Raw genomic sequence first — 19798 nt, forward strand, 5'->3', positions numbered from 1 at the left:
CCGCCGCGGTGAAAATGCGCGCGGCCTGTGCGCGAGACGCCGAGCAAGGGCCGCCCCGCAGCAAGGGCGTCGTCCCCCTGGGGGAAGGTGCGAAGCGCCTCCGGGGGGTACTCATATTTCCGCCATGGAGAGGGCCGACTCCATATCGACGGCCACGATGCGCGACACGCCCTGCTCCTGCATGGTCACGCCGATCAGCTGTTCGGCCATTTCCATCGCGATCTTGTTGTGGCTGATGAACAGGAACTGCGTGCCCTTGCTCATGCTGGACACCAGCTTGGCGTAACGCTCGGTGTTGGCGTCGTCCAGCGGCGCGTCCACTTCGTCCAGCAGGCAAAACGGCGCGGGGTTGAGCTGGAAGATGGCGAACACCAGCGCAATCGCGGTGAGGGCCTTCTCGCCGCCCGACAGCAGGTGGATGGTCTGGTTCTTCTTGCCGGGCGGCTGGGCCATCACCTGCACGCCGGAATCAAGGATTTCATCGCCGGTGATGATGAGCTTGGCCTGGCCGCCGCCGAACAGCTCGGGGAACATGCGGCCAAAGTGCGCGTTCACGGTGTCGAAGGTGCCCGAGAGCAGCTGGCGTGTTTCACCGTCGATCTTGCGGATCGCGTCTTCCAGCGTGTTCATGGCCTCGGTCAGGTCGGCCGTCTGCGCATCGAGGAAGACCTTGCGCTCGCTGGCGAGCTTGAGTTCGTCCAGCGCTGCGAGGTTCACAGCGCCCAGGGCGGCGATCTCGCGGTGCAGGCGGTCGATTTCGCTTTGCAGGCCACCCACGCGCACATTGCCGTCGGTGATCGACTGGGCCACGGCCTCGAGGTCGGCCTGGGCGTCGGCCAGCAAGGTGGTGTACTGCTCCAGGCCCAGGCGCGCCGCCTGTTCCTTGAGCTGGAATTCGGTGATGCGGGCGCGCAGCGGGTCGAGCGCGCGTTCGAGCTGCATGCGGCGCTCGTCGCTGGCGCGCAGCTTGGTGGTGAGGTCGTCGTATTCGCTGCGCTGGGCGCCGAGCGCTTTTTCGCGCTCCATCTTCACCTCCAGGGCGGCCTGCAGGCCACCTTGCGCGGCGGCGTCGGACAGGCGGGCCAGTTCATCGCGCGCGCGCTGCTGCTCGTCGGCCAGGGCCGTGGCCTGCTGCGTGGCGGTTTCGATGGAACGGTTGAGTTCGGCGCGGCGCGCCTCCAGGCTGCGCTGCGAGAACGTGGCCTCTTGTGCCTGGCGCTCCAGCGTGCGCTGCTGTTCGCGGCAGGCGGTGAGCTTGCGCTCGGCCTCGATCACACGGTCGCCCAGCTGGGCCTCGCGCTCCTGGCTGTCGGCCAGCTGCATGTCGAGTTCTTCAAAGCGCGCCTCGGCGGCCACGCGGCGTTCCTGCAGGTCGGCCAGCTGGGCCTCCACCTCGGCCAGGTCGCCGTCGATTTGCTGGCTGCGCGCGCGGGTCTGTTCGGCCAGCTGGGTCAGGCGCAGGGTCTCGACCTGCAGCTCGTGGGCGCGGCTCTGGGTTTCGGTGGCTTCGCGACGCGCGACCACGAGGCGCTGCGAGGCATCGGCGTACGCGGCCTCGGCCCGCACCAGGGCCGTGCGCGATTCTTCGGCGATGAGCGCTTGCGCGCGCAGCTCTTTTTCGAGGTGCTCGATTTCCTGCGCGCGGGCCAGCATGCCCGACTGCTCGGAGTCCTGCGCGTAAAAGCTCACGCTGTGGGCGCTGACCGCATGGCCGGTAGGAACAAACACCACCTCCCCGGGTTGCAGCGTGCCGCGGCGGCCCAGGGCGTCGTCCAGCGTGGGCGCGGTGTAGCAGCCCTGCAGCCAGTCCGTGAGCACGGCACGCAGGCCGGCATCGTTCAGGCGCAGCAGGTCCGACAGGCGGGCATGGGGGGACGATGTTTCGGGGTGGCCCGCGGCGGGGGCGCTGTAGAAGGCCAGGCGCGCGGGCGGCGCGTCGTTGCCGCCGGAGCCCAGGAAGCCGCGCACCATGTCCAGGCGCCCCACTTCCAGCGCAGCCAGGCGCTCGCGCAGCGCGGCTTCCAACGCGTTTTCCCAGCCGGGCTCGATGTGGATGCGGCTCCACAGGCCTTGCAGGCCGTCGAGCCCGTGTTTGGCCAGCCAGGGGCGCAGCTTGCCGTCGGTCTTGACCTTTTCCTGCAGCGCCTTGAGCGCTTCCATGCGCGCCGACAGGTCGGCCTGGCGCGCGCTTTCGGTGTTCACGGCCTGCTGGCGGGTGCGGCGGTCGTCGTCCAGCTGGGGCACGGACTCCTGCAGCTCGTGCAGGCGGGCTGCCGTGGTCTCGGCGATCTCCTGCGCCTCTTCGAGCTGCTCGCGCAGGTTCGTCAGGCGGGCTTCATCGGGCGCGGCCAGTGCATTGCGGTCGGTGCGTAGGCGCTCGAAGCGGCTGTCGAGCTGGCGGCTTTGTTCGTCGATGCTGCGCTGCTCGGCGGCCAGCACGCCAATCTGCTGCTGCACCTGCACCACGCTGCTGCGCTGCTCGGCCGTGCGGCTTTGGGCCTGGCGCAGGGCTTCTTCCAGGTCGGGCAGCTGCATGGCCTGCTCTTCGACCTGGGCGGCCAGCAGTTCGGCGCGCTCTTCGGCGTCCACACCGGCACCGGCCAGGTTTTCGAGCTCGATGTCGGCCTCTTCCTTGCGGGCCTGCCACTGGGCGATCTGCTCGGCCAGCGTGACCAGGCGCTGCTCCACGCGCTGGCGCCCTTCGATCACGTAGCGGATCTCGGCTTCGAGCTTGCCGACCTCGGCCGTGGCCTCGTACAGCCGGCCCTGGGCCTGGTTCACCTGGTCGCCCGCCGCGTAGTGGGCCTGGCGGATGGTTTCAAGGTCGGACTCGACGGCGCGCAGGTCGGCCATGCGGGATTCGAGGTCGTTGACGGCTTGGAGGCCGTCCAGGCGCACCTTGTTCTGCTGCTCTTCGGCCTCGGCGCGCTTCAAAAACCACTGCTGGTGCTGCTTGAGCGTGGCGTCGGCCTGCAGGGTGTTGTATTTGGCGGCCACCTCGGCCTGCTTTTCGAGCTTTTCGAGGTTGGCGTTCAGCTCGCGCAGGATGTCCTCCACCCGCGTGAGGTTCTCGCGCGTGTCCGACAGGCGGTTTTCCGTCTCGCGGCGGCGCTCCTTGTACTTGGAGACACCAGCGGCTTCTTCGAGGAACAGGCGCAGTTCCTCCGGGCGCGACTCGATGATGCGGCTGATGGTGCCCTGGCCGATGATGGCGTAGGCGCGCGGCCCTAGGCCCGTGCCCAGGAACACGTCCTGCACGTCGCGGCGGCGCACGGGCTGGTTGTTCAGGTAGTAGCTGCTGGTGCCGTCGCGCGTGAGCACGCGCCGCACCGCGACCTCGCCGTACTGGCCCCACTGGCCGCCCGCGCGGTGGTCGGAGTTGTCGAACACCAGCTCCACGCTGGCGCGGCTGGCCTGCTTGCGGGTGGTGGTGCCGCTGAAGATCACGTCCTGCATGGACTCGCCACGCAGCTCGCTGGCCTTGCTCTCGCCCAGCACCCAGCGCACCGCGTCCATGATGTTGGACTTGCCGCAGCCGTTCGGGCCCACCACACCGACCAGTTGCCCGGGCAGCATGAAATTGGTGGGTTCAGCGAACGACTTGAAACCGGAAAGCTTGATCGAGGTAAGACGCACGGGTCAGGGAACGGGCAAAAAGAGAATGAAGGCGGGGGTGCAAAAGTGGCGCCAGGCGGACGTTCCAGGCCGGAACACCCAGGCCGCAGCAAGGGCGGAATGATACCGCGCCGCCTGCAGCCCCCCGGCCCCCGGCTGACGGGCAGGGGCACACGGCCGGGGTGCAGCGCAAACATTTGGCAAAAACCAGCTATTGCACTTATCCCGCCTTGATTTCATGCTATCTATTTTGACAAACTCTGTACCGGCAGGGTGGCGGGCGGGCTGGTGCGGGCCGGTGTGCCAGGGCTACGCGTGCTGCGCGCCCGTCCCATTCGTTTTGCGCACCAGCGCCTCGAACTCGGCCACCGGCACGGGCGGGCTGAACAGGTAGCCCTGCCAGGCGTGGCAGTGGTGGCGCTCCAGAAACTCGCGCTGGGCCTCGGTTTCCACCCCTTCGGCGATCACGCGCAGGCCCAGGCTGGTGCCCAGCGCCACCACGGTGCGGGCGATGGCGGCGTCGTTGGGGTCGGTGAGCACGTCGCGCACGAAACTCTGGTCGATCTTGAGCTGGTCCAGCGGCAGGCGCTTGAGGTAGGCCAGCGACGAGTACCCCGTGCCAAAGTCGTCCAGCGAGAAGCCCACGCCGTAGCCCTTGAGCTGGCCCATCTTCTCGATGGTGTCTTCCACGTCGTCCAGCAGCAGGCCCTCGGTCATCTCCAGCTTGAGCTGGTGCCCCTGGGCGCCCGAGCTGGCCAGCGCGGCCAGGACTTGGGCCACGAAATCGCCCTGGTGGAACTGGCGCGGGCTCACGTTCACCGCCAGGCTCAGCACGGCCAGCTCGGGCTGCGCGGCCCAGCGGGCCAGGCACCCGCAGGCCACCTGCAGCACCCATTCGCCCAGCGGGAGGATCAAGCCTGTCTCCTCCGCCAGCGGGATGAAATGCGCGGGGGAGACAAAACCGTCGCGTGGATGGCGCCAGCGCAGCAGCGCCTCGGCACCGGTGATGCGGCCCCGGTCGATCTGCGGCTGGTAGTACAGCTCGAACTGGCCCTGCGCCAGGCCAATGCGCATGTCGCGCTCCAGCGCAGCCCGTGCGCTCACGGCGGCCTGCATCTGGGGGTCGTAGAAGCGCAGCGTGTCGCGGCCGGCGTTCTTGGCCTGGTAGAGCGCCAGGTCGGCGCGCTTGAGCAGTTCGTCCACGGTCTCGCGCATGCCGCTGAAGATGGTGACGCCCATGCTCAGCGAGCTGTGGTGCGCGGTGCCGTTGAGCATGTAGGGCTCGCGCAGGGTGGCCAGGATGCGCTGGCCCACTTCTTCGCTGCGGGCCGCGGCCTCCTCGGGGTTGTCGCCCAGGTCTTCCAGCACCACGACGAATTCGTCGCCTCCCTGGCGGGCGACGGTGTCGTCCTCGTGCACGCAGCCACGCAGGCGGTGCGCCACCTGCAGCAGCAGGTGGTCGCCGCTGTCATGGCCCCGGGTTTCATTGAGTGTCTTGAAGTTGTCCAGGTCGAGCAGCAGCAAGGCGCCGCTGCGCCCGTGGCGGGCACTGGTGGCCAGCGCCTGCTGCAGCCGGTCCATGAGCAGGCGGCGGTTGGGCAGGCGCGTGAGCGGGTCGTAGTAGGCCAGGTGGTTGATCTCCTCCTCGGCCGCCTTGCGCTGGCTCAGGTCCTGCATGGTGACCAGGTGCCCGCCTTCCACCTGCACCCCCGAGACTTCGACGGGGCGCAGCTGCCCGTCATGGCAGCGGATGAGGTACTCGGCGCCGGGGATCACGCCGTCGCCGGCCTGGGCGCTCTGCGCCGCCTCGCGCCAGCCCTGGCGCATGGTTTCGCGCTCCTCGCGCTCCGGGAACGCGCGCTCCCACCAGGTGTCCACATCGGGCACCTCGGCCTCGGTGTACCCGCAGATCTGCACGTAGCGCTGGTTGCGAAAGCTGATGCGCCCGTCGGGCTGCACCAGGCACAGGCCCATGGGCAGGCGCTCCAGAATGCCCCGCAGCCGGTGTTCGTTGGTGCGCAGGGTGTCCTCCATGCGCTTGCGCGAGGTGATGTCCTGCACCACGGCGATGTGGTGGTCGGGCGTGGCCCCGGGCACCCACATCGGCGACACGGTGAGGTCGACCCACACCGAATGGCCGCGCTTGTGGATGTAGCGCTTTTCCAGCCGGTATTCGGGCACCTCCCCTGACTTGAGGCGCTCCAGGTGCTGCGCGTCCGTCTCCAGGTCGTCGGGGTGCGTGATGGCCCGGATGTTGAGCTCCTGCATCTCCTCGGGGCTGTAGCCCACGATGTCGCCATAGCGCTGGTTGGCGCGCAGGAACCGGCCGGTGGAGGTGTCCAGCAGCGCGACCCCCACGCTGGCCTGGTTGAACAGGGCGCGAAAACGCTCCTCGCTCTCGTGGCGGGCCTCGTCCGACGCCTGCGCGCGCACCAGCGCCATGGTGCGCTGGCGCACCAGCAGCCCGACCGTGGAAGCCAGCAGGAGGGACACCAGGATGCCCCCCAGCCCCGCCAGGACCGGCAGCCGCGCCTCGGACGGCGAGAGGAACGAGCGCGCGGGATGGAAGGTCAGGCGCCAGCGCCGGTCGTGCACGAGCAGGTCGCGCACAAACGGCTGCGCATCGGGCAGCGCCGCCGACGACTGCGCCAGCAGGGGCCGGACGGTGGTGTCGGTGGAGCCCGCGCGCACCGAGCCATGGTCCTCCATCGACACGGCAATGCCGTTGAGCAGGCCCTGGCTCCCCAGCGCCTGCACCAGGTCGAACACCCGGATGGTGGACGCCACCGCGCCCAGGAAGCGCGGCTCCGCCGTGCCCGCCGTGTAGTCGAACACCGGCACGCGGATCACGAAGCCCGCGCGGTGCTTGTCCTCCTGCAGCAGGTCGAACGGGGCCGAGGCCACGGTGTGGCCGCTGTCCCGGCTGTACTGCATGGCGGCCAGGTTGGTGGGCTGGGCGCTGATGTCCAGGCCCAGCACGCTTTCATTGCCTGCCATGGGCCACAGGTACTCGGCCACGAAGTACTCGGCCCGCTCGCCCGGTGGCCGGATGGCGAAGTCGGGGTAGCCGTGGGTGGACAGCGAGGTGTCGGCGCGCACCCGGGCTTCATAGGCGGCTCGCTCGGCGCCCGGCACCCAGCGGGTGAACGACAGGTTGCGCACGCCGGGATACCGCTGGCCCACTTCCAGGTCGCTCGCCGCGCGCTCGAACTCCGCGCGGGTCAGGTGCGGATTGGCCGTGAACAGGCCGCGCAGGCCGTTGACGACTTCGGTATGCCCCTCGATCCGCTGGCTCAGCGCGTCGGCGAACGCGCGGGCCTCCTGCATGAACCGGGTCTGCCCGGCCTGGGCCACCGAGTCGGCCTGCTGCCAGGCCAGCCACAGGCTGACCGCCACGCCCAGCACGGCCACGCCCAGCCCGGCCAGCCAGTGCCGATAGCGACCGTCTGGCGTCAAGGAAGCCATGGCAGGAAACGGGTGGGCATGAAGAATCAGAACAGCGTCTGGGCCGTGGTGGTGGGTGGTGTTGCGGTGGGTCGTTGGCCGCGCCAGGGCCCGGCCGCAAGGCGCAGGATAGCGGCAATCCGCAGCCCTTTGGAGCAACCTGCGGCAGAACAACTGGTTACCAATGAGTTATTTGGTGGAAAGTGCCGTCAGCGCAACACCCTCATGCGCCAGCAGCTATGAATTGATGAGCACATTTCATAACCTGCGTCAGGACGCCGGCCCCGTGCGGCTGTCGGCCACGGGGTACGGCGCGAACCGGCTCCAGTTCTCGTTCACGTCCAGCGCCCGGCCAATGGGAGGAAACGCGCGCTGCGGGCAGGCGTCGCGCTCGCACACCTTGCAGCCCATGCCGATGGGCACGCCCCCGTGCGGGTTCGCGAGATCCAGCCCCTGCGAATACACCAGCTGCGGCGCGTGACGGACATCGCAGCCCAGCGCCACCGAGAACTCCTTGCCCGGCGCCCCCCAGCCGCCGCCGCCGCGCGAGACCGTGCGCGCCACCCACAGGTAGGCGCGGCCGTCGGGCATGCGCGCCAGCTGGGGCACGATGCGCCCGGGCTGGGCAAACGCCTCGTACACGTTCCACAGCGGGCAGGTGCCCCCGATCTTGCTGAAGTGAAAGTGCGTCGCCGACTGGCGCTTGGAGATGTTGCCCGCCCGGTCCACCCGCACGAAGAAGAACGGCACCCCGCGCGCGCTGGGTCGCTGCAGGGTGGACAAGCGGTGGCACACCGTCTCGAACCCCACGCCGAACTGGTGGCCCAGCCGGTCCAGGTCGTAACGCACGGCTTCGGCCGCGCGCAGGAAGGCCGTGTACGGCAGCACCAGGGCCCCCGCAAAGTAGTTCGCCAGGCCGATGCGCGCCAGCGCCCGAGCCTGGTCGCCGGACAGTCCCGCGCCGTCGGCGATGCGCCGCAGCAGCGGCCCCTGCTCCAGGAACGCCAGCTGCGTCGCCATCTGGAAGGCGCGCTGGCCCGGCTCCAGCCCCGCGGCGAGCTTCAGCACCCGCGTCCCGGGCTCGAAGACGCGCTGCGCGTTGCCCGGCAGCGCATCCGCCGCGCTGCCCACCCGCACGCCATGGGCGGCCAGCAGCCGCTCCGCCAAGCCCTCGTCCGAGCGCCCGGGCTGCAGCGACCAATCGGCGGCGCACTGCTCCGCCGCGTCGTCCAGCTCGGCAATATGGTTCTGCCGGGCAAAGAAAAAGTCGCGCACTTCTTCGTATGCCATGGGGGGATGGCCTTGCAGCGGCGGCATGCCGCGCTCGTCGCCCAGGCCCCACTGCGCATTGAGCGCGCCCAGGGCTTCCAGCCGCTCCAGGGCCTGCCGGTGGCGCTGGTGCAATGCCAGCAAGGTGCGGGCCACGGCGGGCATCCCGGCGGCCAGCTCCCGGATTTCGGCCAGCGAGACGGCATCGCCCGCCCCCTCCCCGCCCAGGCCCGCGGGGAGGTCGGCCAGCACCTCGCGCAGGCCCGTGATGAGGCGCGCCTCGTCGTCGTCCGAAAAGCGCTGCACATCCACGCCGAACACCGCGTTGATCTTGAGCAGCACCGGCACCGTGAGGGGCCGCTGGTTCTGCTCCAGCTGGTTGAGGTAGCTGGCCGACAGGTCCAGCGCGCGTGCCAGCGCGACCTGCGTCATGCCGCGTTCTTCGCGCAGGCGGCGCAGGCGCACGCCCATGAAGGTTTTTCTCATCGCAAGGTCCAGGGGGTCAAGAAGATGAATATTCGCAATGTTTGCAAATCATCCAGAAATACTTCGCAATCATTCGCCTATTCAGGGGTAGTGCCGCGAATCCCGGATGCGTACATTGCGAATCATGCACCAAGCGACCCACCCGCACCAACCCCCCGGCACCCAGGCGTTCACCGAAATGGTGTTCCCCGGACGCACCAACCACTACGGCACCCTGTTTGGCGGCCAGGCGCTGCTGCTCATGGGCCAGGCCGCTTTCGTCACGGCCAGCCGGCATGCGCGCAGCGCCGTGGTGATGGCGCGCTGCGGCGGCGTGGACTTTCTGGCGCCCGTGCCCCAGGGGCAGGCGCTGGAACTCCATGCCCGCGTGGTGCGCACCGGCGCCAGCTCGATGACCGTGCAGGTCGAAGGCGCGGCACATGACCTGGCCTCGGGGCGGCACCTGCCCGCCCTGTGCGGCACGTTTGAAATGGTGGCCGTGGACGCCACGGGCCGCCCCACCCCTTTTTCCCCGATGGAGACACCATGAGCGATACCGCAACCCCGAGCACCAGCGCACCCGCGGGCTTCAGGCCCAAGAAATCCGTCGCCCTGTCGGGCGTGACCGCCGGCAACACGGCGCTGTGCACCGTGGGCCGCACGGGCAACGACCTGCACTACCGTGGCTACGACATCCTGGACATCGCCGATGTCTGCGAGTTCGAGGAGATCGCCCACCTGCTGGTGCACGGCAAGCTGCCCACCGCCGCCGAACTGCGCGACTACAAGGTACGCCTGAAAGCGCTGCGCGGCCTGCCGGCCAATGTGAAGGAGGCGCTGGAGCAGCTGCCCGCCAGCAGCCACCCCATGGACGTGATGCGCACGGGCGTGTCGGCCCTGGGCTGCGTGCTGCCCGAGAAGGACGGGCACCACACGCCCGGCGCGCGCGACATCGCCGACCGGCTGATGGCATCGCTCGGCTCGATGCTGCTGTACTGGTACCACTGGTCCACCCAGGGCAAGCGCATCGAGGTGGAGACGGACGACGACTCCATCGGCGCGCACTTCCTGCACCTGCTGCACGGCCAAAAGCCGCCCGCCGCGTGGGAGCGCGCCATGCACACCTCGCTGAACCTGTACGCGGAGCACGAGTTCAACGCTTCCACCTTCACCGCGCGCGTGGTGGCCGGCACCGGCAGCGACATGTACTCGTGCATCACCGGCGCCATCGGCGCGCTGCGCGGGCCCAAGCACGGCGGCGCCAACGAGGTGGCCTTCGAGATCCAGAAGCGCTACGACAACGCCGACGAGGCCGAGTCCGACATCCGCCGCCGGGTGGAGGCCAAGGAAGTGGTGATCGGTTTCGGCCACCCGGTCTACACCGTGAGCGACCCGCGCAACGAGGTCATCAAGCGCGTGGCGCGCCAGCTCTCCGAGGAGGCCGGCAGCACCAAGATGTTCGACATCGCCGAGCGGCTGGAGTCGGTGATGTGGGAGGCCAAGAAGATGTTCCCCAACCTCGACTGGTTCAGCGCCGTGAGCTACCACATGATGGGCGTGCCCACCGCGATGTTCACGCCGCTGTTCGTCATCGCGCGCACCAGCGGCTGGGCGGCGCACATCATCGAGCAGCGCATCGACAACAAGATCATCCGCCCGAGCGCGCACTACACCGGCCCGGACGACCTGCAGTTCGTGCCCATTCAGGACCGCAAGTAAATTCGCCCCCCCAACGGCGACGGACGGTGCCACGTCCGCGCCCGCCCCACGCCATGAACACCCTCTTCCGCAAGAACCTGCCCGGTACCGATCTGGACTATTTCGACGCCCGCCAAGCCGTCGAGGCGCTGCAGCCCGGCGCCTGGAACCGCCTGCCCTACACCGCGCGCGTGCACGCCGAGAACATCGTGCGCCGGGCCGACCCGGCCATCGTCCGCGAGTGCCTGGTGCAGATCATCGAACGCAGGCGCGAACGGGACTTTCCGTGGTTTCCGGCACGCGTGGCCTGCCACGACATCCTCGGGCAGACCGCGCTGGTGGACCTGGCGGGCCTGCGCGACGCCATCGCGGCCCAGGGCGGCGATCCGGCCCAGGTGAACCCCGTGGTGCCCGTGCAGCTCATCGTGGACCACTCGCTGGCCGTGGAGTGCGGCGGCTTCGACCCCCATGCGTTCGAAAAGAACCGCGCCATCGAGGACCGCCGCAACGAGGACCGGTTCCACTTCATCGAGTGGACGAAAAAAGCGTTTTCCAACGTCCAGGTCATCCCCGCGGGCAACGGCATCATGCACCAGATCAACCTGGAGAAAATGTCGCCCGTGGTCCATGCGGACAACGGCGTGGCCTATCCCGACACCTGCGTGGGCACCGACAGCCACACGCCGCACGTGGATGCCCTGGGCGTGGTCGCCATCGGCGTGGGCGGCCTGGAGGCCGAGAACGTGATGCTGGGCCGCGCCAGCTGGATGCGCCTGCCCGAGATCGTGGGCGTCAAGCTCACCGGCCAGCGCCAGGACGGCATCACCGCCACCGACGTGGTGCTGGCCCTGACCGAGTTCCTGCGCAAGTCCAGGGTGGTGGGTGCCTACCTGGAGTTTCATGGCGAAGGCGCGGCCAGGCTGACCATTGGCGACCGCGCGACCATCTCGAACATGGCCCCCGAATACGGCGCCACCGCCGCCATGTTCAGCATCGACACGCAGACGCTGGAGTACCTGACCCTCACGGGCCGCGCGGCGGAGCAGGTCAGGCTGGTCGAGACCTACGCGAAGCACGCCGGCCTGTGGTCGGACTCGCTCAGGGAGGCCGTGTACGAACGCCATCTGGAGTTCGACCTGTCCAGCGTGGTGCGCAACCTGGCGGGCCCGTCGAACCCGCATGCGCGCGTGGCCACCGCCGATCTGGCGGCCAAGGGCATCGCGGGCGTCTGGCGCATGCCCACGCCGGAAGAAGGCACGATGCCCGACGGCGCCGTGATCATCGCGGCCATCACGAGCTGCACCAACACCTCCAACCCGCGCAACGTGATCGCCGCCGCCCTGCTCGCCCGCAATGCGAACCGGCTGGGCCTGGCGCGCAAGCCCTGGGTCAAGACCTCGCTGGCCCCCGGCTCCAGGGCCGTGGAGCTGTACCTGAAGGAAGCCGGCCTGCTGCAGGACCTCGAAAAGCTGGGCTTCGGCATCGTGGCCTTCGCCTGCACCACCTGCAACGGCATGAGCGGCGCGCTCGATCCGGACATCCAGCAGGAGATCATCGGCCGCGGCCTCCACACGGCCGCCGTGCTCTCGGGCAACCGCAACTTCGACGGGCGCATCCACCCCTATGCCCGGCAGGCGTTCCTGGCCTCGCCGCCGCTGGTCGTGGCCTATGCGATCGCGGGCACGGTGCGGTTCGACATCGAGAACGACGTGCTCACGGTGGTGGACGGCAAGCCCGTGCGCCTGAGGGACATCTGGCCCGCCGACGAGGAAATCGACGCCGTCGTGAAGGCCGCCGTGAAGCCCGCGCAGTACCGCGCCGTGTACGAACCGATGTTCGCCATCCGGCACGACGACGGCCAGCGCGTATCGCCGCAGTACGGCTGGCGGGCGCAGTCCACCTACATCCGCCGCCCGCCCTACTGGGACACCGAAGGCGTGGGCGCGCTGGCCGCGAACCCGCGCACCTTGAAGGGCATGCGGGCGCTGGCCCTCCTGCCGGACAACATCACCACCGACCACCTCTCGCCCTCCAACGCCATCCTGCCCGACAGCGCGGCCGGAGAGTACCTGCACAGCATGGGCCTGCCCGAGGAGGACTTCAACTCCTACGCCACCCACCGCGGCGACCACCTCACCGCCATGCGCGCCACGTTCGCCAACCCGCAGCTCGTCAACGAGATGGCCGTGGTGGATGGCCAGGTTCGCAAGGGCTCGCTCGCCCGGGTGGAGCCCGAAGGCCAGGTCATGCGCATGTGGGAGGCCATCGAAACCTACCTGCACCGCCGCCAGCCGCTCATCATCATCGCCGGCGCCGACTACGGCCAGGGCTCCAGCCGCGACTGGGCCGCCAAGGGCGTGCGCCTGGCGGGCGTCGAAACCGTGGTGGCCGAGGGCTTCGAGCGCATCCACCGCACCAACCTGATCGGCATGGGCGTGCTGCCGCTGGAGTTCAAGGACGGCACCACGCGGCGGACCCTGGGGCTCGACGGCACCGAAACCTACGACGTGCAAGGCCAGCCGCAGCCACGCGCCACGCTCATGCTCGTCATCCGGCGCAAGAATGGCGAGGTGGTGAACGTGCCCATGGCCTGCCGCCTGGACACCGCCGAGGAAGTCTCCGTGTACGAAGCGGGCGGCGTGCTGCAGCGCTTCGCCCAGGACTTCCTGGCCCAGAATGTCAAGCAAAAACAGCCCCTGGCGCAGTCATGACAAGCGCTGGCTGCTATCAAACTTGAAAAATCCGACATGACGACACTCTTTGCGCCACAGATCCGGATCCCCGCCACCTACCAGCGAGGCGGCACCAGCAAGGGCGTTTTTTTCCAGTTGCAGGACCTGCCCGAGGCGGCCCGGCAGCCCGGCGCCGCGCGCGACGCCCTGCTGCTGCGCGTGCTGGGCAGCCCCGACCCCTATGGCAAGCAGATCGACGGCCTGGGCAATGCCTCGTCGAGCACCAGCAAGGCCGTGATCCTCAGCCGCAGCACGCGCCCCGGCCATGACGTGGACTACCTGTTCGGCCAGGTCTCCATCGACCAGCCCTTCGTGGACTGGAGCGGCAACTGCGGCAACCTCTCGGCCGCCGTGGGGCCCTGCGCCATCCACATGGGGCTGGTCGATGCGGCGCGCGTGCCGCGCGACGGCACCGCCGCCGTGCGCATCTGGCAGGCCAACATCGGCAAGACCATCGTGGCGCACGTGCCGATGGCCGCCGGGCAGGTGCAGGAGACGGGCGAATTCGAGCTGGACGGCGTGACCTTCGCGGCCGCCGAGGTACAGCTTGAATTCCTCGACCCGGCGGACGAGGGCGAGGACGGCGGCGCGATGTTCCCCACCGGCAACCTGGTCGACCGCCTGGACGTGCCGGGCGTCGGCAGCTTCCAGGCCACGCTGATCAACGCGGGCATACCGACCATCTTCCTCAATGCCCGGGACATCGGCTGCACCGGCACCGAGCTGCAGGCCGCCGTCAACGGCGACGCGCAGGCGCTCGCGCGCTTCGAGGCCATCCGCGCGCACGGCGCGCTGAGGATGGGCCTGATCCGGGAGCTGGCCGAGGCCGCCACGCGCCAGCACACGCCCAAGATCGCCTTCGTGGCACCGCCCGCCGGCTACACGGCCTCCAGCGGCAGGCGCGTCGAGGCGCAGGACGTGGACCTGCTCGTGCGGGCGCTCTCCATGGGCCAGCTGCACCACGCCATGATGGGCACGGCGGCCGTGGCCATCGGCACCGCCGCCGCCATCCCGGGCACGCTGGTCAACCTCGCGGCGGGCGGCGGCCCGCGCGGTGCCGTGCGCTTCGGCCACCCGTCCGGCACGCTGCGCGTGGGCGCCGAGGCCGCACAGGTCGACGGCCGGTGGCAGGTCACCAAGGCCGTGATGAGCCGCAGCGCCCGCATCCTCATGGAAGGCTGGGTCAGGGTGCCCGCCCCCTGAGCGGCGGCGCGGTTTCAGGAAAAGTGCGGCACGCCTGCGTGCCGCCATTGAACCAACAGCGAAGAAGAAAATGATGAACACCAAGCAGCGACTCAAGTCCCTGGCCGAAGCCCGCCGCGGCATCCTCGTGCCCGGCGCGTTCAACGCCCTCTCCGCCCGCGTCGTGGCCGACCTGGGCTTCGAGGCCCTCTACGTCACCGGCGCGGGCGTCACCAACATGTGGTTCGGCCTGCCCGACCAGGGCTTCATGGGCCTCACGGACATCGCCGACCACACGGCGCGCATCCGCGACGCGGTGGAGCTGCCGCTCATCGTGGACGCCGACACCGGCTTCGGGAACGCGCTCAATACCTACCATGCGGTGCGCACGCTGGAGCGCGCGGGCGCCGACTGCATCCAGCTCGAAGACCAGGTCAGCCCCAAGCGCTGCGGGCATTTCAACGGCAAGGAGGTCATCTCCACCGAGGAGATGCTGGGCAAGATCCGGGCGGCGGTGGACGCGCGCCGCGACCCGGACACCCTGATCCTGGCCCGCACCGACGCCTGCGCCACCCAGGGCTTCGAAGCCGCCGTGGAGCGCGCGCAGCGCTACGGCGAGGCCGGCGCCGACATCCTGTTCGTGGAGGCCGTGACCACGGCCGAGCAAATCCGCACCCTGCCCCGGCGCCTGGCCGACAGGCCCCAGCTCATGAACATGGTGATCGGCGGCAAGACCCCCATCGTCAGCGCCGAGGAACTGGCGGGCCTGGGCTACGGCATCGTGCTGTACGCCAATGCCGCGCTGCAAGGTGCCGTGGCCGGCATGCAGAAGGCGCTGGCGGTGCTGCGCGAAACCCGGCGCATCGACGAAGACCCCGCCCTGGTCGCGCCCTTTGCAGAACGCCAGCGCCTGGTGCGCAAGCCCGAATGGGATGCGCTGGAGCGCAAATACCAATAAAAAGCAGTCCTGGCGCTTGCTGCAAAAGCGCAAGCAGCTACATATTCAATAGCAATCAAACGGCCTGACGCCACGCGGTGCGGCCAATCCGCGGGCGTCAAGCCAGCGCGCGACGGCGTAGCGTTTTACGCACACGCCACGGCACAGCCGCGGGCCGCGCTGCACAATGGGTTTTCCGTACCTTGTGCGCGCCCTGCCAATGCAAAGCATTTCTTCCGCGAACATCGTAGACCTGCTGCTGGATGCCGTCTGCATCGTGCAAGCCGACAGCCGGATCGTGTTCGTGAGCCCTGCCTTCGAGCGCATCTTTGGCTATGCGCCCCAGGAGGTGGTGGGGCGGCGCATGCTGGACATGGTCCACCCCGAAGACCTCGAGGCCACCGAGCGCCAGGCGCGCAGCGTGACCGAGGGCCATCTGCAGCTTCAGTTCGAGAACCGCTATGTGCGCAAGGACGGCACCGTCGCGCACATCCGCTGGACGGCGCGCTGGCTGCCCGACCGGCAGCTGCGGCTGGCCGTGGCCCACGACATCACCGAACGCAAGTTCACCGAGTCCATGCGCGGGGCGATCTACGCGATCTCCGAAGCGGCGCAGACAGCGCCCAACCTGGATACGCTGTTCGGGCGCATCCACCACACCGTCGGGCAGCTGCTGCCCGCCACCGATTTTTCGGTGGCGCTGTACGACCGCGAGAACGGCGCTCTGAGCTTTCCCTACCACGTGAGCGACGGGCTGCCCATGCCCGCCCCCATGGCGCTGGTGCGCGATTCGCTGTGCGCCGAGGTCATCCGCAACGGCAGCACCCTGCTGCTCACGCCCACCACGCGGGCCGGGCTGCCCGTGGAGGTGCCGCACGAACACCTTCCGCTGTACTGGCTGGGCGTGCCGCTGCAGACACCGCAGGGCGCCATCGGCGCGCTGGTGCTGCAAAGCCATACCGGGCAGTACCGCTACACCGACAAGGACAAGGAGCTCCTGCAGTTCGTCTCCACCCAGGTCGCGGCCGCCATCGAACGCCAGCAGATGCACGAGCGCCTGGAGCACATGGCGCAGTACGACCAGCTCACGCACCTGCCCAACCGCCAGCTGTTCCTGGACCGACTGAAGACCGCCCTCGCCCGCGCCCGGCGGGACCAGGGCCAGCTGTCGCTGCTGTTCATCGACCTGGACCATTTCAAGGACGTGAACGACACCCTGGGCCATGCCATGGGCGACCTGCTGCTGCAGCGGGTGGCGCAGCGGCTGCTGGAATGCGTGCGCGGCTCCGACACCGTGGCCCGCCTGGGCGGCGACGAGTTCGTGGTGCTGCTCGAGCATGGCCCCGCGCAAGGGCACACCACGGCGGTGGCCGAAAAGATCCTGGCGGCATTCGGCCAGGCCTTCGACCTGGAGGGCACGAGGCTGGCGATCCACCCCAGCATCGGGGTGGCCCTGCACCCCGAGCACGGCAGCGAGGTGCACCACCTGCTGGGCCACGCCGACGCCGCCATGTACCTCTCGAAGAAAAACGGGGGCAACCAGGTGCGGCTTGCGCCGCAGCCCCGCGCGGACAGGGGCCCGTAGCGGCCTGGGCCGCCCGCACCACCGGACCGCCATGCACGCCCCACGCCCCGGCGACACCTGCGCCGCGCCCACGCCCCGCCGCCGCGCGGCGGCCCTGCAGTTGCTGAAGCGGCTGGGCCTTGCCGTGCTGGCCTTGCCGGTGGCGATGGTCCTCACGTTCGCGGCCTTTCCGTTCTGGTCGTGGCTGGAGCGCACGACCGGCATCGAAAGCATGGGCCGCGAAGGCCCAGCCAGCTGGTGCTACCTGGCCACCTGGGGGCTGCTCGCGCTCGCCCTGGCGGGGCCGGCCCTGCTGCGCGCCGTGCGAAGCCTGCGCCCGGCCCGGGGCCACCGGGCGGGGCACTAGCCACCGCCCGGCAAGCCGCTGCGCCACGCCCCCCGGCGGCTGGCGGCGATGTCGCTGCACAATGCGCCTTTCGCACCCGCGCCCTTCACCCACGGCCTACGGCCCCGCCCCCATGCTCTACAACGCCCTCAAGCTCGCCCATGTCCTGTCCATCGTGGTGTGGATAGGAGGCATGGTGTTCGCGCATTTCTTCCTGCGCCCCGCCGCGCAGTCGCTGGAGCCCGCGCAGCGCGTGCGGCTGATGCACGACGTGCTCCAGCGCTTTCTCGCGGCGGTGTCGGTGGCCGTCGTGGTCGTGCTGGCCAGCGGGCTGTGGATGATCGGCCGCGTGGCCAGGCAGGCCGTGCAGGCCGGCGGCTCGTTTTCCATGCCGCTGGACTGGACCGTCATGGCCACCCTGGGCCTGGTGATGATGGCCATCTTCGGCCACATCCGCTTCGCGCTGTTCAGGCGCCTGCAGCGCGCGGTGGCCGCCTCGGACTGGCCTGCCGGCGGCCAGGCCCTCGCCAGCATCCGCAGCTGGGTAGGCGTCAATCTGGCGCTGGGCGTGGTCACGATCGTCGTCACCCTGCTGGCCTGACGGCGCACCGCCGCTTCCTGCCCATGCTCACGCACAAGCAGCTGCGCTACTTCGTGGACATCGTGGACGCGGGCAGCTTCAGCTTGGCGGCCGAGCGGCTGTTCATCGCCCAGTCGGCGCTGAGCCGCCAGGTCAAGGACATGGAACAGGCGCTGCAGGTACCCCTGCTCGAGCGCGGCACGCGGCACCTGCAGGCCACCCCCGCGGGGCGGTCGCTGTATGCCGACGCGCGCCGCATCCTCGCCGACCTGCAGCAGGCCGCCGTCAACGCGCGCGATGCGCAGCGCGGCATCGAGGGCACGGTGCACCTGCTGCATGCCAGCTCGGTGCCGCTCACGCCCGCGCTGCAGTCCTTTCTGCGCCGCCATCTGGCGCAGCACCCGGGGGTGTCGGTCGAGGTATCGCAATCCTCGTCCGAGCACCAGGCCCCCGACATCGCCCAGGCGCGCGCCGACATGGGCCTGGCGCGCGCGCCGGTGCTGCGCCGCTACCCCGGCATGCACTATGAGCCGCTGTACACCGAGGGCCTGGTGGTGGCCCTGCCCCCCGGCCATGCGCTGGCGCAAGCGCCCGAGATCGCACTGGGCGACTTGCGCGGGGAGTCCTTCGTGGCCACGCCCCACCTGGACCGGGGCGGCCTCAGCCACCACGTGGCCCAGCTGTGCCGGGCGGCCGGGTTCGAGCCGCGCAGCGCGCGGGTACGCTCGCGCAAATGGTCGCAGCTGGCCCTGGTGCAGGGAGGTTTTGGCGTGGCGGTGATGCCCGAATCGCTGGCGGCATGGGCACCGCCGGGTGTGCCCGTGCGCCCACTGGCCGGGAGCACGGGTCACCGCACGGCGGTGCTGGTCTTGTGGCGCCAGGACGCAGCGCCCCTGGTGCAGCAGTTCGCGGATGCCATGGTGCGCAGCTTCGCCCCGCTGCCACAGGCCCCCGGCTCCCACCCGCCTGCGGGCTGAACCCAGCTGATTTCGAGATAGATACCCGCCCCATTCGGTATTGGATGTGCAGGGGGACCGCCGGTAGAGTGCATCGCATTCGTCCACCGTGCCTGTTGCCCCCGCCACCATGCCGCTCTCCACCCTTGCCGACTTTCTGCCCGCCGTCCAGCCGTGGCAACTGGCCCTCATCTGCGCGGGGGTGACCGCCGCCTACGTGATCTTCGGCATGGCCGGTTTCGGCACCGCCCTGGTGGCCGGGCCGGTGCTGGCCCACTTCATCCCCGTCGCGACCATCGTGCCGCTGCTGGCGCTGCTCGATTTTTTCGCCGCCGCCACCAACATCGCACGCGACCGCCATGCGGCTGACAGCGCCGAGCTGGGCCGCCTGGTCCCGTTCCTGGCCGCGGGCAGCCTCGCGGGGGCCGCGCTGCTGCTCTGGGGGAGGCCCGATGCACTGCAGTGGGCCCTGGGCGCATTCGCCACGGGCTATGCGCTCCATGCGCTGAGCGGCCACAAGCCCCGGTCGGCGCTGCCCCCGCGCGCGGCCCTCCCCTTTGGCTTCATCGGCGGCATCTTCTCGGCCCTCTTTGGAAGCGGCGGTTTTCTCTATGCCATCTACCTGGCGGGGCGGCTGGACGACAAGGACCGTATCCGCGTCACGCAGTCCACCCTGATCGGGCTGAGCACGCTGACCCGCGCGGTGCTGTTCCTGCTGGCGGGTGTGTACGCGCAGGCGCCGATGCTGGTGCTGGCGGCCGCGCTGGTGCCGGCCATGCTGCTGGGCACGGCCATCGGGCGGCGCATCACGCTGCGCCTGTCGCGCGAACAATTTCTGCGCGTGGTCCACGGGGTGGTGCTGTGCTCGGGCGTGCTGCTGCTGTGGCGGCAGTGGGCGGGCGCATAGCCGCAGGCCCCGGCCGCCGGTTCACCTACTTGGGTTGCGGACAAGGGCCCGCCGGCGCGCGCGCCGCGCCCCGGTCCTCTACCATCGGGCGAAGAGGAGCCGC

At 69.7% G+C, this 19798-nt stretch carries 14 protein-coding genes; 11 read left to right on the forward strand and 3 right to left on the reverse strand.

Translation table 11 applies throughout. The features are described 5' to 3' along the window. Positions 1-111 precede the first annotated feature (111 nt). Both smc and AC3RCE_RS13690 read right to left on the reverse strand, forming a co-directional pair. Complete coding sequence (gene smc / locus AC3RCE_RS13685; RefSeq protein WP_492253249.1) at positions 112-3636, reverse strand: chromosome segregation protein SMC; 3525 nt, start codon at positions 3634-3636, stop codon at positions 112-114. 288 nt (positions 3637-3924) lie between these two features. Beyond that, entirely contained in the window at positions 3925-7080 is a 3156-nt protein-coding gene (locus AC3RCE_RS13690) for a bifunctional diguanylate cyclase/phosphodiesterase (RefSeq protein WP_492253250.1), read from the reverse strand. 18 nt (positions 7081-7098) lie between these two features. On the opposite strand from AC3RCE_RS13690, the gene AC3RCE_RS13695 reads away from it, so the two are divergent. Beyond that, the gene (locus AC3RCE_RS13695; protein WP_492245300.1) at positions 7099-7302 is read left to right on the forward strand and encodes a hypothetical protein; all 204 of its coding nucleotides are present in this window, start codon (positions 7099-7101) and stop codon (positions 7300-7302) included. 27 nt (positions 7303-7329) lie between these two features. Here the strand turns inward: AC3RCE_RS13695 and AC3RCE_RS13700 are convergent, their stop codons facing one another. After that, the gene (locus AC3RCE_RS13700; RefSeq protein ID WP_492245301.1) at positions 7330-8814 is read right to left on the reverse strand and encodes a short-chain fatty acyl-CoA regulator family protein; all 1485 of its coding nucleotides are present in this window, start codon (positions 8812-8814) and stop codon (positions 7330-7332) included. 124 nt (positions 8815-8938) lie between these two features. Between AC3RCE_RS13700 and AC3RCE_RS13705 the strand changes: the two genes are divergently transcribed. From AC3RCE_RS13705 to AC3RCE_RS13750, 10 genes are all read left to right on the forward strand, one after another. Beyond that, on the forward strand, positions 8939-9343 hold the full coding sequence (locus AC3RCE_RS13705) for an acyl-CoA thioesterase (protein ID WP_218294941.1): 405 nt from the start codon (positions 8939-8941) through the stop codon (positions 9341-9343). Further along, complete coding sequence (prpC, locus tag AC3RCE_RS13710; RefSeq protein ID WP_492253251.1) at positions 9340-10512, forward strand: bifunctional 2-methylcitrate synthase/citrate synthase; 1173 nt, start codon at positions 9340-9342, stop codon at positions 10510-10512. The genes AC3RCE_RS13705 and prpC overlap by 4 nt, the downstream gene beginning before the upstream one ends. 53 nt (positions 10513-10565) lie before the next feature. Beyond that, positions 10566-13202 (forward strand): Fe/S-dependent 2-methylisocitrate dehydratase AcnD, encoded by a 2637-nt coding sequence (acnD, locus tag AC3RCE_RS13715; RefSeq protein ID WP_369642498.1) that lies wholly within the window; start codon positions 10566-10568, stop codon positions 13200-13202. Between the two features lie 36 nt (positions 13203-13238). After that, positions 13239-14426 carry a 2-methylaconitate cis-trans isomerase PrpF gene (prpF, locus tag AC3RCE_RS13720; RefSeq protein WP_492253252.1) on the forward strand — a complete coding sequence of 396 codons (1188 nt, stop codon included), beginning with the start codon at positions 13239-13241 and terminating at the stop codon, positions 14424-14426. A 73-nt stretch (positions 14427-14499) separates the two neighbouring features. Next, positions 14500-15363 (forward strand): isocitrate lyase/PEP mutase family protein, encoded by an 864-nt coding sequence (locus tag AC3RCE_RS13725; RefSeq protein ID WP_218294937.1) that lies wholly within the window; start codon positions 14500-14502, stop codon positions 15361-15363. 199 nt (positions 15364-15562) lie between these two features. After that, complete coding sequence (locus AC3RCE_RS13730; protein ID WP_218294936.1) at positions 15563-16927, forward strand: sensor domain-containing protein; 1365 nt, start codon at positions 15563-15565, stop codon at positions 16925-16927. A 31-nt stretch (positions 16928-16958) separates the two neighbouring features. Then, entirely contained in the window at positions 16959-17273 is a 315-nt protein-coding gene (locus AC3RCE_RS13735) for a hypothetical protein (RefSeq protein WP_218338535.1), read from the forward strand. Positions 17274-17385: 112 nt separating this feature from the next. Then, positions 17386-17853, forward strand: coding sequence for a CopD family protein (locus tag AC3RCE_RS13740; protein WP_218294934.1), 468 nt, complete (start codon positions 17386-17388; stop codon positions 17851-17853). Between the two features lie 23 nt (positions 17854-17876). Then, the gene (locus AC3RCE_RS13745) at positions 17877-18809 is read left to right on the forward strand and encodes a LysR family transcriptional regulator (protein WP_218338534.1); all 933 of its coding nucleotides are present in this window, start codon (positions 17877-17879) and stop codon (positions 18807-18809) included. 88 nt (positions 18810-18897) lie between these two features. Continuing rightward, the gene (locus AC3RCE_RS13750; protein ID WP_370627704.1) at positions 18898-19695 is read left to right on the forward strand and encodes a sulfite exporter TauE/SafE family protein; all 798 of its coding nucleotides are present in this window, start codon (positions 18898-18900) and stop codon (positions 19693-19695) included. Positions 19696-19798: the final 103 nt, after the last annotated feature.

The organism is Acidovorax sp. GW823-FHT05D11 (assembly GCF_058795695.1).

What these genes read in the sequence shown, in the direction of transcription:
- AC3RCE_RS13690 (WP_492253250.1), bottom strand. Translation starts at nt 7,080, where the DNA reads ATGGCTTCCTTGACGCCAGACGGTCGCTATCGGCACTGGCTGGCCGGG.
- AC3RCE_RS13695 (WP_492245300.1), top strand. Translation starts at nt 7,099, where the DNA reads ATGAAGAATCAGAACAGCGTCTGGGCCGTGGTGGTGGGTGGTGTTGCG.
- AC3RCE_RS13700 (WP_492245301.1), bottom strand. Translation starts at nt 8,814, where the DNA reads ATGAGAAAAACCTTCATGGGCGTGCGCCTGCGCCGCCTGCGCGAAGAA.
- AC3RCE_RS13705 (WP_218294941.1), top strand. Translation starts at nt 8,939, where the DNA reads ATGCACCAAGCGACCCACCCGCACCAACCCCCCGGCACCCAGGCGTTC.
- prpC (WP_492253251.1), top strand. Translation starts at nt 9,340, where the DNA reads ATGAGCGATACCGCAACCCCGAGCACCAGCGCACCCGCGGGCTTCAGG.
- acnD (WP_369642498.1), top strand. Translation starts at nt 10,566, where the DNA reads ATGAACACCCTCTTCCGCAAGAACCTGCCCGGTACCGATCTGGACTAT.
- prpF (WP_492253252.1), top strand. Translation starts at nt 13,239, where the DNA reads ATGACGACACTCTTTGCGCCACAGATCCGGATCCCCGCCACCTACCAG.
- AC3RCE_RS13725 (WP_218294937.1), top strand. Translation starts at nt 14,500, where the DNA reads ATGAACACCAAGCAGCGACTCAAGTCCCTGGCCGAAGCCCGCCGCGGC.
- AC3RCE_RS13730 (WP_218294936.1), top strand. Translation starts at nt 15,563, where the DNA reads ATGCAAAGCATTTCTTCCGCGAACATCGTAGACCTGCTGCTGGATGCC.
- AC3RCE_RS13735 (WP_218338535.1), top strand. Translation starts at nt 16,959, where the DNA reads ATGCACGCCCCACGCCCCGGCGACACCTGCGCCGCGCCCACGCCCCGC.
- AC3RCE_RS13740 (WP_218294934.1), top strand. Translation starts at nt 17,386, where the DNA reads ATGCTCTACAACGCCCTCAAGCTCGCCCATGTCCTGTCCATCGTGGTG.
- AC3RCE_RS13745 (WP_218338534.1), top strand. Translation starts at nt 17,877, where the DNA reads ATGCTCACGCACAAGCAGCTGCGCTACTTCGTGGACATCGTGGACGCG.